The organism is Methylobacterium sp. WL69 (assembly GCF_008039485.1).
Taxonomy (GTDB): Bacteria; Pseudomonadota; Alphaproteobacteria; order Rhizobiales; family Beijerinckiaceae; genus Methylobacterium.
The window spans coordinates 34,912-47,979 of the sequence record NZ_VRUZ01000025.1 but is presented as its reverse complement, the minus strand read 5'-3'; the positions used below and the strand labels follow the sequence as shown (position 1 = coordinate 47,979).

Below are 13,068 nucleotides of genomic sequence, written 5' to 3'. Positions count from 1 at the left end.
CCCGAAGACCTCGCAATCCCGCCCCAATCCCCCGGTTAACACAGGGTTGCCGGGCACAAGCGGCATGCGGGGCGAGGCCCTTGCGGAGACCCGCCGGAGGACCCGCGCCAACAGCGGGCCTCCGGCCTTCAGCGATCTGACACGAGGCCCCATGAACGCACGTGGCCCCATCAACGCACTTGGCCCCATCAACGCACGTGGCCCCATCAACGCACGTGGCGAGAATCGGCGGTGCAGGTCACGTCCGCGCACCGCGACGCCGAGCCTCGCCGCCCTGGCGGGCGGCCTCGCCCTGTCGGTCCTCGGATCGGGACTCGCCTCGGCGCAGTTCTTCGACGACCGCGAGATGCTGATGCCGCCCCGCGCCGTGGTCTGGCGCCTGAACGACCGGGGCTTCCGGGCCGTCACGCGGCCCGAGTTCGACGGCCGCGCCTACGTGGTCGAGGCCGACGACCCCTACGGCGAGCGGGTCCGGGTGTTCGTCGATGCCCGCGACGGGGCCATCCTGCGCCGCCAGCGCCTCGATGCCGGGCCGCCGCCCGTGCGGGTCGCCCGGCCGGCGCCCGGATACGGCTGGACGGAAGAGGAACCGGTTCCGCGCCGCCCGATTCGCGAGGCCGCGCGGATCGCGCCGCCGGGCGATGGCCCGGGTGTCGGGCGGCGTATGGCCCCCGCCGCGCCGCCGCCGGCACGGGCCGAGGCGCCCGACCGCAATCCCATGGGCCTCAATCCCGACGCCCGCCCCGCATCCGAGGCGCCGGCCAAGGTGGTCCGCCTCGCCCCGGCGACGAAGCCGGCGGCGCCCCGGGTGAGCCCGCAGGCGCCGCGCCTGTCGGAGACCCCGCCGGCCGTGCCCGAGGCGAAGCCGGCCGCCGCCCTCGACGCGCCGAAGCCCGTGACACCGGCGACGAACGCGTCCCCTCCGGCCCCGCCGCCCCGCGAGGCGAAGGCGGCGAAGGACTGGAAAGACCCGCCCGCCGACCAGAAGCGGCCGGTCCGCGTGATCGGCGGCGCCACCGTCGTGCCCGGTGCGACGCCCCAGGCGGAGCCCGCCAAGGATTGATTCTCAGGGGATGAGAATCAGCCTCCGCGCGACCCGGCCCGCTTAAAAAACCTCAGCCCGCGTCGCTCGCGCCGGCCCCCTGCAGGGCGGGATCGCGGGTGCCGGCCCGCACGGGGCTCTCGCCCTCGGGCGTCTCGGAGATCGCCTTCAGGGCGAGGGGATCGAGGCCGCTGCCCGCGGTCGGACCGAACACTTCGAGGGAACGGCGCATCTTCGGCGTCCAGAACGCCACGATGTGCTTGTGGATGCCGGCGACGGCTTCCTCGTCCGGATACGACCGGAAGAACGTGGTGATCTGGTTCGCCATGCGAACGAGTTTCTGGTCGGATGTCAGGGCGCTCATGGGGACGCTCGCGTGAGTGAGTGAGCCGGGGCGAGAATCAGGCGCTCGCGACCGGTGAAGACCGTCAGGGTGTCGGACCGGGCGATGGCGCAGAGGGTGAGGCCGTGCAGCCGCGCCCGGTCGATGGCGAGCGACGTCGGGGCCGAGATCGCCACGACCATGGAGGCGCCGAGGTTTGCGGCCTTCTCGACCATCTCGAACGAGCACCGGCTGGTGATGACCACGAACCCCGTGGCCGGATCGACGCCCTGACGGATCAGGGCACCGATGAGCTTGTCGAGGCCGTTGTGGCGCCCGACATCCTCGCGCACGGCGACCAGGGACCCGTCGAGGTTGGCCCAGGCGGCGGCATGGACGGCGCGGGTCCGGCGGTTGAGCACCTGGGCGTCGCCCAGCGCCGCCAACGCGCGCTCGACGGCGGCGATGCCGACGGTGACCGCGCCGTCGGCGCGCCTCTCGGCCATGGGCAGGGCGGCGAGATCGTCGATCCCGCAGACGCCGCAGCCGGTCCGGCCCGAGATGGCGCGCTTGCGGGCGAGGTGCTCCCGCAGGCGCCCCGGCGCGAGGTCGACGAGGAGGCGCAGGCCGCCCTCGCCATCCTCCACCGTCACGCCCCGGATCTCGTCGGCCGAGGCGACGATCCCTTCCGTGAGGCTGAACCCGTAGGCGAAGTCCACGAGGTCGGCCGGCGTGCACATCATCACCGCGTAGGGCACGCTGCCGTAGACGAGGTTGACCGGCATCTCGACGGCGAGGTCGCGCTCGTCCGGCCGGGCAACGGGGTCGTCGTAGGCGACGACGAGGGTCGGGACGCGCCGGGCCGCCTCGGCCGGCGCGTCGTCTTGGTTCAGGGCTTGGCTACTCGGCAGCATTCAACTGGGTCGCGATACGGGTCAGGGAGAAGTCCTCCTCATAGAACTTCGCCTGCCAATCGGAAGGCCGGTTGGTGCGCCGGACCTGTACCGCCGTCACCTTGTACTCGGGGCAGTTGGTCGCCCAGTCCGAGTAGTCCGTGGTGATGACGTTGGCGCCGGTCTTGGCGTGGTGGAAGGTGGTGTAGACGACGCCGGGCTGCATGCGCTCGGAGACCACGGCCTTCAGGGCGATGTCGCCGGAGCGGCTTTCCAGGGCCACGAGGTCGCCGTCGACGACGCCGCGCACCTCCGCGTCGAACGGGTGGATCTCCAGCACGTCCTCCTCGTGCCAGCGCGAGTTCTCCGTGCGGCGGGTCTGCGCGCCGACATTGTACTGCGACAGGATGCGGCCCGTGGTGAGGATGAGCGGGAAGCGCGGACCCGTGCGCTCCTCGGTGGCCACGTACTCGGTGATCATGAACTTGCCGAGGCCGCGGACGAAGCGGTCGACGTGCATCATCGGGGTACCGCGCGGCGCCGCGTCGTTGCACGGCCACTGGATCGAGCCGAGTTCGTCGATCTTGGCGAAGCTCACGCCCTTGAAGCTCGGGGTCAGCGAGGCGATCTCGTCCATGATCTCGGACGGGTGGCTGTAGTTCATCGGGTAGCCGAGCGCGTTGGAGAGCAGCATCGTGCCCTCCCAGTCGCCGACGCCCGACAGGGGCGGCATCACCTTGCGGACGCGGGAGATGCGGCGCTCGGCATTGGTGAAGGTGCCGTCCTTCTCGAGGAACGACGCGCCCGGCAGGAAGACGTGGGCGTATTTCGCCGTCTCGTTCAGGAAGATGTCCTGAATCACGATGCACTCCATCGCCATGAGACCGGCGGTGACGTGGTGCGTGTCGGGATCGGACTGGGCGATGTCCTCGCCCTGGATGTACATGCCCTTGAAAGCGCCATCGACGGCTTCATCCAGCATGTTGGTAATTCGCAGGCCCGGATGGCTGTCGAGGGAGACGCCCCAGAGCGACTCGAAGGTCTCGCGGGTGGCGTCGTCCGAGACGTGGCGGTAGCCCGGCAGCTCGTGCGGGAACGAGCCCATGTCGCACGAGCCCTGGACGTTGTTCTGGCCGCGGAGCGGATTCACGCCTGCGCCGAGCATGCCGATGTTGCCCGTCGCCATGGCGATGTTGGCCATGCCCATGACCATGGTCGAACCCTGGCTGTGCTCGGTGACGCCGAGGCCGTAGTAGATGCCGGCCGCGCCGCCCGTGGCGTAGAGGCGGGCCGCGCCCCGGAGCTCGGCCGGGTCGATGCCCGTGTAGATCGCCTGCGCCTCGGGGGAATGGCGCTCGTCGGCGACGAACCGGGCCCAGGCCTCGAAATCGCCGAGGTCGCAGCGCTCGCGGACATAGGCTTCGTCGATGAGCCCCTCGGTGACGATCACGTGCGCCATCGAATTGATGAATGCGACGTTGGAGCCGGGCTTCAGGGGCAGGTGGAAGTCGGCCTGGACGTGGGGCGACTTCACCAGATCGATCTTGCGCGGGTCGGCGACGATGAGCTTGGCGCCCTCGCGCAGGCGCTTCTTCATCCGCGAGCCGAACACGGGGTGGCCGTCGGTGGGGTTGGCGCCGATGACGAGGATCACGTCGGAATGCGCCACCGAGGCGAAATCCTGCGTGCCGGCCGAGGTGCCGAGCGTCGACATCAGGCCGTAGCCGGTCGGCGAGTGGCAGACCCGGGCGCAGGTGTCGACGTTGTTGTTGCCGAAGGCGGCGCGAACGAGCTTCTGGACGAGGTAGGCTTCCTCGTTGGTGCAGCGCGACGAGGTGATGCCGCCGACGGAATCCTTGCCGTAGGTCTTCTGGATGCGCTTGAACTCGGAGGCCGCGCGGTCGATGGCGACCTCCCACGACACTTCCTGCCAGGGGTCCGTGATCTTGTCGCGTATCATCGGCTTGGTGATGCGGTCCTTGTGGGTGGCGTAGCCGTAGGCGAAGCGGCCCTTGACGCAGCTATGGCCCTCATTGGCCTTGCCGCCCTTGTAGGGGACCATCCGCACCACGCGGGTACCCTGCATCTCGGCCTTGAACGAGCAGCCGACGCCGCAATAGGCGCAGGTGGTGATCTCGGAATGATCGGGCTGGCCGTGCTCGATGATCGACTTCTCCTGGAGCGTCGCCGTCGGGCAGGCCTGGACGCAGGCGCCGCAGGACACGCACTCGGATTCCATGAAGTTCGTCGGGCCGGCGGCGACGCGGCTGTCGAAGCCGCGGCCCTCGATGGTCAGCGCGAAGGTGCCCTGCACCTCTTCGCAGGCGCGGACGCAGCGGTTGCAGACGATGCACTTCGACGGATCGTAGGTGAAGTACGGGTTCGAGGTGTCCTTCGGCAGGTACTGGTCCGAGGACGGCTTGACGTGATTGGCGCCGTCGTAGCCGTAGCGCACGTCGCGCAGGCCCACCGCGCCGGCCATGTCCTGCAACTCGCAATCGCCGTTGGCGGCGCAGGTCAGGCAGTCGAGGGGGTGATCGGAGATGTAGAGCTCCATCACGCCCTTGCGGAGCTTGGCGAGCTTGTCCGTCTGAGTCGAGACCACCATGCCGTTCTCGGCCGGGGTGGTGCAGGAGGCGGGGGTGCCGCGACGGCCCTCGATCTCGACGAGGCAGAGGCGGCAGGAGCCGAAGGCTTCGAGCGAGTCAGTGGCGCAGAGCTTGGGGATCTGCGTGCCGGCGTGCATGGCGGCGGCCATGACGGAGGTGCCGGCCGGCACAGTGACGTGCATGCCGTCGATGGTGAGCGTCACGGTCTGCTCGGACACCCGGATCGGGGTGCCGTAATCGATCTCTTTGATGAGGGCCATGGGTCGCGCCTCCTTACTCGGCGGCGACGGACATCTGTCCGCCACGCTCGAAATCCTCGGGGAAATGGGTGATCGCGCTCATGACGGGCATCGGCGTGAGCCCGCCCATGGCGCAGAGCGACCCGTCGGTCATGACGTCGCAAAGGTCTGAGATGACAGCGAGATTGCGCTGGGTGTCAGTGCCGGCGATGACCTTGTCCATGGTCTCGACGCCGCGCGTCGCGCCGATGCGGCAGGGGGTGCACTTGCCGCAGGATTCGACGGCGCAGAACTCGAAGGCGAAGCGGGCCTGTTTCGCCATGTCGACGGTGTCGTCGAACACCACGATGCCGCCGTGGCCGACGAGGCCTTTCTTCGCCGCCATCGCCTCGTAATCGAGGGGCGTGTCGAGGAGGTGGTCGGGAAAGTAGGCCCCGAGGGGGCCGCCGACCTGCACCGCCCGGACCGGACGGCCGCTCTGGGTGCCGCCGCCGAAATCCTCGATGATCTCGCGGAGCGTAATGCCGAAGGCGTACTCGATGAGACCGCCGTGCTTGATGTTGCCGGCGAGCTGGATCGCCAGGGTGCCCAGCGACCGGCCCATGCCATACTCGGCATAGGCCTTGGCGCCGTGCTCCAGGATGTAGGGCACGGCCGTGAAGGTCATCACATTGTTGACCAGGGTCGGCTTGCCGAGGAAGCCCTTGAGGGCCGGGATCGGCGGCTTGGCCCGGACGATGCCGCGGCGGCCTTCCAGGCTCTCCAGGAGGGAGGTCTCCTCGCCGCAGATATAGGCGCCGGCGCCGAGGCGGACTTCCAGGTGAAAGGCTTTTCCGGAGTTCATGACGTTGTCGCCGAGGTACCCGGCCTTCACCCCGTTCGCGATCGCTTCCTTGAGCGTCGCAAACGCCTGCGGATACTCGGAGCGCAGGTAGATGTAGCCGCGCGTCGCGCCCGTCGCGATGCCCGCGATGGTCATGCCCTCAATGAGGTTGAAGGGGTCGCCTTCCATCATCATGCGATCGGCGAAGGTGCCGGAATCGCCCTCGTCGGCGTTGCAGACCACGTATTTCTGGTCCGACGCGGCGAGCATCACCGTGTTCCACTTGATGCCGGCCGGGAAGCCGGCGCCGCCGCGCCCGCGCAGGCCGGACTCGCGGACCTCGGCGACGATGCCGGCGGCATCGAGCTTGAGGGCGGCGTCCAGACCCTTGTAGCCGCCATGCGCCCGATAATCCGCGACGGAGACCGGATCGACGACGCCGCAGCGCTGGAAGGTCAGGCGATGCTGGCGGGCGAGGTAGGGAATCTTTTCGGGGTCGCCGAGGCGGAGCGGGTGCTCGCCGCCCGCGACCAGACCGGCATCCAGCAGGGCATCGACGTCGGAGAGGGTGACGGGGCCGTAGGCGATGCGGCCTTCGGCCGTGCCGACCTCGACCATGGGCTCCAGCCACAGCATCCCGCGCGAGCCGGTGCGGACGATGGTGACGTCGAGGCCCCGGCGCTCGGCGCCGGCGAACAGGGCACGGGCGACGCGATTGGCGCCGAGCCCGAGGGCGACGGCGTCGCGGGGGACGTAGAGGGTGACGCTCATGACTTCACCTCGGCCAGGGCCGATTCCAGGGAGTCGGCGGTGAGCCGAGCCAGGGGCTCGTCGTCGACGAGGGCGCCCGGGCCGTTGGCGCAGAGGCCGAGGCAGTAGACCGGCTCGACGGTCACCTGGCCGTCCGGCGTCGTGCCGTGCCAGTCGATGCCGAGGCGGGCGAGGATGTCGGCGTGGAGTTTGTCCGAACCCATGGCCTGGCAGGCCTCGGCCCGGCACAGCTTCACCTGATGCTTGCCCGACGGAGCCCGGCGGAAATCGTGGTAGAAGGTGATGCAGCCGTGGATCTCGGCGCGCGACAGGTTCAGCGCGTCGGCCATGAGCGGCACGGCCCCCTCGTCGACGTAGCCGAACGTCTCCTGAAGCGCGTGCAGGATCGGAAGGGTCGCCCCTTCCAGATGGAGATGATCGGCGATGATCCCGGCGGCGCGGGGCTCGCTCCAGGGCTCGTTCGGCAGCATTGTTCCACCCGGTTTATCTTGTTCTGGTTCCAAGGTGGTATATCACCGACCGTGAATCAATCGCGCCTTTCCGTTGGTCGACAACAGATTTTTGTCATAACTGGATTGTGCAACGCAAAAACTCATAGCGACCGCGCAGTTCGCCGAGCCGGCAAACCTCACAGGGAGGCAATATCCTGCGCGATGGTGGGCGCGGCGGCCCGGGCCTCGACGATGAGGGCGGCGCAGAGCGGCGTCATCGGCTCGCGCTCCGGCACGACGAGGCCGATGAGGTGGCTGACGTCGGGTTCGACGATGGGCACGGCCCGCACCCGCTCGCTGAGGCGGAAGCTGTCGGCGAGCACCGCCGGCATGATGCTCGCCCACTTCGCCGTCCGGACATGGGTCAGCAGGACGATCATCGAGTTCGATTCGAGGAGCGGCGCCGAGACGCGGCCGACATTGGTGAGATGCCGGTCGATGATCCGGCGGTTCTGCATGTCGGGTGTCAGCAGGCAGAGGGGGATGCGAGCCACCTCTTCCCAGGTCACGGAGTCACGGGCACCGAAGACGCCGTCCACCGCCGTGAGCAGCCGGTAGCGCTCGCGGTAGAGCGGCACGGCGGTGAGCCGGCCGAGGGGCTCGTTCTCCAGGTAGGTGATGCCGGCATCGATCTCGAGGTCGGCGATGAGGCGGCCGATCTCACCCGACGTGGTGGACTGCACGGAGAAGCGCACCTCCGGGTGGCGCATCCGGAACGGCGTGGTCAGGGCCGCCACGATGGGCGTCGCCGTGGGAATCGCGGCGAGGCGCAGGGTCCCGGACAGGCCGCGCCTCAGGCTCGCCACCTCCTCCCGCATGGCGCGGGCGTCACCGACGATGCGGCGCGCCCATTCGAGCACGCGCTCGCCCTCCGGGGTGAAGCCCTGGAACCGGGAGCCGCGCTGGACCAGCATCACCCCGAGGCGTTCCTCGAGCTGCTTCACGCCGGCCGACAGGGTCTGCTGCGAGACGTTGCAGACCTGCGCCGCCCGGCCGAAATGGCGCTCCCGCGCCAGGGCGAGGATGAATTCGAGACGCTCGATCACGGGCCGGCACGAACCTCCATGACGCTTGGAAGACTATCCGGGACAGGCGCCCGCCCTCGAATCGGACCCGGCATAACGCCCGGGAATGCCGGCGATGCGACGCTGTTGCGGTTGCACCGCCACGGCCCATGTGGTCTGACACCCCGATCGGCATTCAGGGTGGGCAAAATCCGCGGGATGCCGCAACACCCGCAGAACGCACTTGCGCTTTCGTCTAAATATAGCAAGAGGCGCGGGGACAACCGATCACGTCATGGGGAGCCGAGAGAGGCAGATGCGGACGACGCAGGCGCAACACCGGTCATCATGGGGGCTTGCCGCGCTTGGCGCCGTCCTCGTCTCATCGTCATCCGCCCTGGCGGCGGGGATCGGCCAGCCCGAGCCCTGGCAGATGGACCGCCAGATCGCGGTCACCGAGAATGCCCGGGACATTCACACCTTCGAACAGGGCATGCACTGGCTGTCGTTCGGCATCTCGGCCTTCGTGCTGGCGCTGATCCTGTACTGCGTGTTCCGCTTCAGCGAGAAGGCGAACCCGACGCCCTCGAAGACCACGCACAACACCCTCATCGAGGTGGCCTGGACCATCGTCCCGGTGCTCATCCTCGTCGCCGTGGCGATCCCGTCGTTCCGCCTCCTGCGCACGCAGCTCTCGGACCCGAAGGCCGACGTGCTGGTCAAGGTGATCGGCCACGCCTGGTACTGGTCCTACGAGTACCCGGCCGTCGAGCAGGGCGGCGGCTTCACGTTCGACGCCAACCTCGACGAGGACAAGCAGCCGAAGCTGCTCGGCACCGACAACGACATGGTCGTGCCGGTGAACAAGATCGTGAAGATCCAGGTCACCGCCGCCGACGTGCTGCATTCCTGGGCGATGCCGTCCTTCGGCTTCAAGATCGACGCCATTCCGGGCCGCCTCAACCAGTTCTGGTTCAAGGCCGAGCGCGAGGGCACCTATCACGGCCAGTGCTCAGAACTCTGCGGCGCCCGCCACGCCTACATGCCGATCACGGTCCAGGTCGTGAGCGACGAGGCCTACGCCACGTGGCTCGCCGAGGGGAAGACGAAGTTCGCGCGGATCGACAACGACACCTCGAAGTTCGCTGCGGCCCGCTGACGGGTCCGGCCGGACCGGGCGCGAAGGGCGCCCGGTCCGGCCTCGTTTCATGAGATTCAAGAGAAACCTGGACTGAGGTCTATCCATGGCTAACGCCGCAGCACATCCGGGGCATCACGACGCCCACGCCCACGACCACAAGCCGCCGTTCTTCTCCCGCTGGTTCCTCTCCACGAACCACAAGGACATCGGCACCCTCTACCTGCTGTTCGCCTTCTGCGCGGGCATCATCGGCGCGTTCCTCTCCTTCGGCATCCGCATGGAGATGGAGGAGCCCGGTCTCCAGTATTTCGCCAATCCCGGCACCTACAACGTGTTCGTCACCGGCCACGGCCTCATCATGGTGTTCTTCATGGTGATGCCCGCCCTCATCGGCGGCTTCGGCAACTGGTTCGTGCCCCTCATGATCGGCGCGCCCGACATGGCGTTCCCGCGCATGAACAACATCTCGTTCTGGCTGACGGTGGCGGGCTTCCTCAGCCTCGTCTGCTCGCTGTTCGTCGAGGGCGCTCCGGGCGCCAGCGGCGCCGGCACCGGCTGGACCGTCTACCCGCCGCTCTCCACCGCCGGTCACCCCGGCCCGGCCGTCGACTTCGCGATCTTCGCCCTGCACCTCTCGGGCGCCGGCTCGATCCTCGGCGCCATCAACTTCATCACCACCATCCTGAACATGCGCGCGCCGGGCATGACCCTTCACAAGATGCCGCTGTTCGCCTGGTCGATGCTGGTGACGGCGTTCCTGCTGCTGCTGTCGCTCCCGGTGCTCGCCGGCGCGATCACCATGCTGCTCACCGACCGCAACTTCGGCACGACCTTCTTCGACCCGGCCGGCGGCGGCGATCCGGTGCTCTACCAGCACCTGTTCTGGTTCTTCGGCCACCCCGAAGTGTACATCATGATCCTGCCGGCCTTCGGCATCGTCTCCCACATCATCTCGACCTTCTCGCGCAAGCCCGTGTTCGGCTACCTCGCCATGGCCTACGCCATGGTCGCCATCGGCGTCGTCGGCTTCGTCGTGTGGGCGCACCACATGTACACCGTCGGCCTGTCGCTCCAGACCCAGTCCTACTTCGTGTTCGCCACCATGGTGATCGCGGTGCCCACGGGCGTGAAGATCTTCTCGTGGATCGCCACCATGTGGGGCGGCTCCATCCGCTTCACCGCCGCCATGCACTGGGCCGTCGGCTTCATCTTCCTGTTCACCGTCGGCGGCGTGACCGGCGTGGTGCTCGCGAACTCGGCCGTCGATAAGTACCTGCACGACACCTACTACGTCGTGGCGCACTTCCACTACGTGCTCTCGCTCGGCGCCGTGTTCATCATCTTCGCCGGTGTCTACTACTGGTTCCCGAAGATGACCGGCCACATCATCCCCGAATGGGCCGGCAAGCTGCACTTCTGGCTCGCCTTCATCGGCGCGAACGTCCTGTTCTTCCCGATGCACTTCCTCGGCCTCGCCGGCATGCCGCGTCGCTACGCCGACTATCCGGAGGCCTTCGCCGGCTGGCACAAGGTCTCGACCTGGGGCGGGCACATCTTCGCCCTCGGCATGGTGGTGTTCTTCATCGGCGTGGTTCTCGCCTTCCGCTCCAGCCGGCGCGCCGCCGACAATCCGTGGGGCGAGGGTGCGACCACCCTCGAGTGGACCCTGTCGTCGCCGCCCCCCTTCCACCAGTTCGAGACGCTGCCCCGCATCGTCGACGAGCCGGCGCACTAAAGAACGAACCTTCGATCCACGGATTGCGAGGGCCGCGCGAGCGGTCCTCGCTCTTTCCCGGATGCCCATCCGCCCCGCCTGCGGGCGGGCATCCCGAAAAGGGCGGCGCCAGCACTCATCCTTCGATGACGGCGTGATCCGAAGCCCCCACGTCAACCGCATCAGGTCCCCATGACGAGCCTGTCGAACAGCCTCTCCGCTGCCGCCGAGCCGCAACCGGTCACCATGGCCGTCGGCGGCGAGGTCTCGGATTTCTTCGCCCTGCTGAAGCCGCGCGTGATGGTGCTGGTGATCTTCACCGCCCTCGTCGGCATGGCGGTGTCGAACGTCCACATCCAGCCCGTGGTCGGCACGATCTCCCTGCTGATGATCGCCGTGGGCGCCGGCGCCTCGGGCTGCCTCAACATGTGGTGGGACGCCGACATCGACGCGGTGATGACCCGCACGGCCAAGCGCCCGATCCCGGACGGGCGCATCCAGCCCGGCGAAGCCCTCGCCTTCGGCATCGTCCTGTCCGTCGGCTCGGTGCTGGTGCTCGGCCTCGCCTCGAACTGGCTCGCGGCCGGGCTGCTGGCCTTCACCATCGTGTTCTACGCGGTGTTCTATTCCATGTGGCTGAAGCGGGCGACGCCGCAGAACATCGTCATCGGCGGGGCCGCCGGCGCCCTGCCGCCGGTCATCGGCCAGGCCGTGGTCACCGGCTCGGTCGGGATCGAATCTCTCGTCCTGTTCCTGATCATCTTCATCTGGACGCCGCCGCACTTCTGGGCCCTGGCCCTGATCAAGTCCGGCGAATACGCCAAGGCCGGCATCCCGATGATGCCCAACGTGGCCGGGCCCCAATCCACCCGCCGGCAGATCATCTACTACTCGATCGTGCTGTTCCCCATCGGCCTCGCGCCGGTCTTCCTCGGCTTCGGCGGCCTGCTCTATGGCCTGACCGCCCTCCTCGGCGGCCTCGGCATGCTCGCCTTCAGCGTCCACGTCTTCCGCAACCGCGAGGGCGAGGCGGAGCGCAAGGCGGCGCTCGGCATGTTCGGCTTCTCGATCCTGTACCTGTTTCTTCTGTTCTCCGCCCTTCTCGCCGAGCACAGCCTCGGCCTGTTCCGGGCGGTGATCGCGTGAGCGGCCTGCAGAACACGCCGCAGCCGCGTCCCCTCACCCCCGAGGAGGCCCAGCGCCGGCGCAAGCGCTCGCTCGCCATCGCGGCGGTGCTGTTCACCCTCGTGGCGATCTTCTACGTGCTGACCATCGCGAAGCTCGGACCTCAGGTCCTCAACCGCGCGCTCTGAAGGCGTGGCGAAAGAGACACCATGACCGACCGCAGAAACCCGGCCCGGAAGGCCACCGTCACGGCCGTCGCCTGCGCCGCGCTCGCCTTCGGGATGATCGGCCTCGCCTTCGCGTCGGTGCCGCTCTACGACATGTTCTGCAAGGCGACGGGCTTCGACGGGACGCCGCGCAAGGGTGCGGCGCTCGCGGCGGCGGCCACGGACGACAGCATGCTGGTCAGGTTCGACACCAATGTGTCCTCCGGCCTGCCCTGGCGGTTCCAGGCCGAGGCCCCACAAGTCACTGCACGCCTCGGAGAGACCAAGACGGTCTTCTTCAAGGTGAGGAACACCGGCACCGTACCGTCCACCGGCATCGCGACGTTCAACGTCCAGCCGGCCTTGATGGGCGCCTTCTTCGTCAAAATCGAATGCTTCTGCTTTAACGAGCAGACCCTGCAGCCGGGCGAGACCATGGATTTCCCGGTGGTGTTCTACATCGATCCGACGGTGCGCCAGGACTCGAACACCGCGCACCTCTCCGAAATGACGCTGTCCTACACCTACTTCGCGTCGAAGAACGGCCAGCCCACGGCCGCGCTTGCGACGACGGGCAGCACGGGAAAGAAGTCGAATTTCTGACGCACCAAGCGTGACAAGAGCGCGCCGGGCTGATTAAGGGTCTGAGCGTGGAAGCCGGTTATCCGGTCGAGCCGAAACAATGAGA

General features: G+C 68.2%; 12 protein-coding genes. 6 read left to right on the top strand and 6 right to left on the bottom strand.

Annotated features, from left to right (window positions below; translation table 11 throughout):
- Positions 1-151 precede the first annotated feature (151 nt).
- On the top strand, positions 152-1,063 hold the full coding sequence (locus FV218_RS09725) for a hypothetical protein (RefSeq protein WP_246685054.1): 912 nt from the start codon (positions 152-154) through the stop codon (positions 1,061-1,063).
- A 52-nt stretch (positions 1,064-1,115) separates the two neighbouring features.
- Here FV218_RS09725 and FV218_RS09720 read toward each other — a convergent pair whose 3' ends face one another.
- The 6 genes from FV218_RS09720 to FV218_RS09695 form a co-directional block, all read right to left on the bottom strand.
- Positions 1,116-1,406, bottom strand: a complete 291-nt coding sequence (locus FV218_RS09720; RefSeq protein ID WP_147709566.1) for a formate dehydrogenase subunit delta — start codon at positions 1,404-1,406, stop codon at positions 1,116-1,118.
- Positions 1,403-2,278: a formate dehydrogenase accessory sulfurtransferase FdhD gene (fdhD, locus tag FV218_RS09715; protein WP_147709565.1), complete on the bottom strand. Its 876-nt coding sequence runs from the start codon at positions 2,276-2,278 to the stop codon at positions 1,403-1,405. Before fdhD ends, FV218_RS09720 begins: the two co-directional genes overlap by 4 nt.
- Positions 2,265-5,126, bottom strand: coding sequence for a formate dehydrogenase subunit alpha (fdhF, locus tag FV218_RS09710; RefSeq protein WP_056086795.1), 2,862 nt, complete (start codon positions 5,124-5,126; stop codon positions 2,265-2,267). The genes fdhD and fdhF overlap by 14 nt, the downstream gene beginning before the upstream one ends.
- Positions 5,127-5,139: 13 nt before the next feature.
- Complete coding sequence (locus tag FV218_RS09705) at positions 5,140-6,699, bottom strand: formate dehydrogenase beta subunit (RefSeq protein WP_147709564.1); 1,560 nt, start codon at positions 6,697-6,699, stop codon at positions 5,140-5,142.
- The gene (locus tag FV218_RS09700; protein ID WP_056086801.1) at positions 6,696-7,169 is read right to left on the bottom strand and encodes a formate dehydrogenase subunit gamma; all 474 of its coding nucleotides are present in this window, start codon (positions 7,167-7,169) and stop codon (positions 6,696-6,698) included. Before FV218_RS09700 ends, FV218_RS09705 begins: the two co-directional genes overlap by 4 nt.
- Before the next feature lie 158 nt (positions 7,170-7,327).
- Positions 7,328-8,236, bottom strand: coding sequence for a LysR family transcriptional regulator (locus FV218_RS09695; RefSeq protein WP_056086804.1), 909 nt, complete (start codon positions 8,234-8,236; stop codon positions 7,328-7,330).
- Between the two features lie 274 nt (positions 8,237-8,510).
- On the opposite strand from FV218_RS09695, the gene coxB reads away from it, so the two are divergent.
- The 5 genes from coxB to FV218_RS09675 all read left to right on the top strand — a co-directional run bounded on the left by coxB (position 8,511) and on the right by FV218_RS09675 (position 12,983).
- Positions 8,511-9,353 (top strand): cytochrome c oxidase subunit II, encoded by an 843-nt coding sequence (coxB, locus tag FV218_RS09690; protein ID WP_147709563.1) that lies wholly within the window; start codon positions 8,511-8,513, stop codon positions 9,351-9,353.
- A gap of 85 nt (positions 9,354-9,438) precedes the next feature.
- Positions 9,439-11,070, top strand: coding sequence for a cytochrome c oxidase subunit I (gene ctaD, locus FV218_RS09685; RefSeq protein WP_056086810.1), 1,632 nt, complete (start codon positions 9,439-9,441; stop codon positions 11,068-11,070).
- A 171-nt stretch (positions 11,071-11,241) separates the two neighbouring features.
- The gene (locus FV218_RS09680) at positions 11,242-12,195 is read left to right on the top strand and encodes a heme o synthase (protein ID WP_056086815.1); all 954 of its coding nucleotides are present in this window, start codon (positions 11,242-11,244) and stop codon (positions 12,193-12,195) included.
- On the top strand, positions 12,192-12,362 hold the full coding sequence (locus FV218_RS22725; protein WP_157085268.1) for a hypothetical protein: 171 nt from the start codon (positions 12,192-12,194) through the stop codon (positions 12,360-12,362). Before FV218_RS09680 ends, FV218_RS22725 begins: the two co-directional genes overlap by 4 nt.
- Before the next feature lie 21 nt (positions 12,363-12,383).
- Positions 12,384-12,983 (top strand): cytochrome c oxidase assembly protein, encoded by a 600-nt coding sequence (locus FV218_RS09675; RefSeq protein ID WP_147709562.1) that lies wholly within the window; start codon positions 12,384-12,386, stop codon positions 12,981-12,983.
- Positions 12,984-13,068: the final 85 nt, after the last annotated feature.